Source organism: Okeania hirsuta (genome assembly GCF_003838195.1).
GTDB lineage: Bacteria > Cyanobacteriota > Cyanobacteriia > Cyanobacteriales > Microcoleaceae > Okeania > Okeania hirsuta.
The window spans coordinates 1-1,963 of sequence record NZ_RCBY01000527.1; the positions used below are offsets into that span (position 1 = coordinate 1).

2 protein-coding genes are annotated in these 1,963 nt (G+C 45.2%); both read left to right on the forward strand.

From position 1 onward, the window contains the following. A partial coding sequence (locus tag D5R40_RS32505) for a tetratricopeptide repeat protein (RefSeq protein WP_124155847.1) occupies positions 1–737 on the forward strand: 737 nt, incomplete at its 5' end. A 99-nt stretch (positions 738–836) separates the two neighbouring features. Next, positions 837–1,963: caspase family protein (locus tag D5R40_RS32510; protein ID WP_205127832.1), on the forward strand; the 1,127-nt coding region annotated here is incomplete at its 3' end.

Genomic DNA, 1,963 nt, shown 5'->3' on the forward strand with positions numbered 1-1,963 from the left:
CTCAAGCTGCTCAGGCGGCACCGGCCTGGGTTTTGCCGTACAGCAATCTGGCTGAGACGCATCGCAAACTGCGAAATTACGAGAAAGCCGAGGCCGCAGCTTTGAAGGCTCTGGCTATCGACTCCAACTTTGCGATGGCAGCCAACAACCTGGGACTGATCTATTTTATTCAGGAGAGAGATAATGAAGCGAAGGCCTATTTTGAAAAAGCCATAGCAGCAGATTCAAACTATGCAGCTACCTATTATAACTTGGGGAATTGGCATTTTTGGTATAAGAATTATGACATAGCAGAAGCTAATTTGTTAAAATATAACTCATTAAAACCCAAAGATTCACAGGCCTATCAGCTGCTGGGATTAGTATATCAAAGATGGAAGAAGCTGGAGAAGAGTAGCCTTGCCTTTGAAGAAAGCCTTCGGATAGACCCAACGAATGCTACCACTACCTATAACTTCGGGGTGTTGAGGTATGAACAAAAACGATTGGAGGAAGCGATAGGTCTTTTCCAACGCTACCAGGAATTAGAACCGAAGGACACAGATGTCTATTTAATGTTGTCCTATTGTTATGCCGGACAAGGCAAGAAAGAATTGGTGATTTCCACTTTAGAGCAGCTTTTTGTTGAACTAGAATATGATAACTTGGAAGTCTTGGAAGCAAGAGAAGATCTCGTTGAGATACGGAAACTACCCGAATATAAAGCCTTAATAAAACGCTACTTCCCTGATAAATAATCAATTCAACATCTAAATCACATACTAATTAATCACAGATTACTATGTTACGCACCTTAAAACTACTTTTCCTACCCCTATGCTGACAATTCTCCTCCGGTGGATTATCCTTTAGGCGGGGCTTGTCCGATCGAATATCTAGATGCGATGATTGCCACCTTGTCCAAGGATAGGGAGGCAGAGGTCATTCTGATCACCGATGCATGCCGTTCAGGCAATTTGGCAGGGAGTGAGAATAATGGACCGCAATTGACCAATCAAGCGATTGGGGCTCGATTTGGTGAGGTAGTCAAGATCATGTCTTGTGCGAAAGAGCAGTATTCCCTGGAGCATGAAGACTGGGGTGGGGGTAGAGGCCTCTTTTCCTATCACCTGGTCAATGGCCTGATCGGATTGGCGGATGAGGATGAAGACGAGCTTATCTACATTTATGAGTTATCCGATTATTTGCGAAGGGAAGTGCGAAAAGTATCCCGCCAATACGGAGAAATTCAGATTCCTGTGGTCCGCGGACCAGAAGAAGCTGCTCTCAATACCATTGATAAGGCACAGCTGTTCGCTTTGAATGCTGAACTGAGTATGGAGAATGATCAATCTATTGGAATGGCTCCCGTTCGAAAGAGTGGAAAGGGGGCAGAAAAGCCCGATAGCACATTTATCAGATTACTGCAGCGATTCGAAACTTCTTTGGAAGAAGGAACCCTACTGATTCCTGAAGATGGTTCTGCTTATGCCTTCTTGCAGCAACTACAAGCTTTCACGCAATTTGATAGTCTGGTGGACGTCGCCACTAATGATCTCGCCGTTGCTTTACAAGAAGAAGCCCAGGTAGCACTCAACTCTTATTTGACCACCCCTAGCAAAGAACTTTCCAAGCGATGGGGAGAAGAGGATCTTTACCAAACCTATCCGCAATATCTTTTTCAAGCTGCGGAATTATTGGGGGAAGAGGATTTCTTCTATGAGTCATTGCGTTCCCGGGCGGAGTACTTTCAAGGCGTTAATCTGCGCTTAACCGCAGAGAAGGCTAATGATGAAGCACGGCTGCGAGCGGCTTTAGGCGTACAACAAGCAGCCTTGCAAAAGGAACCGAATACGGCACATATCTTAAATGAGATTGGCTATCTTCTTTTCTTATTGGAAGACAAAGAGAAGGCAGCTGAATACTTCACTCAAGCTGCTCAGGCGGCACCGGCCTGGGTTTTGCCGTACAGCAATCTGGCTGA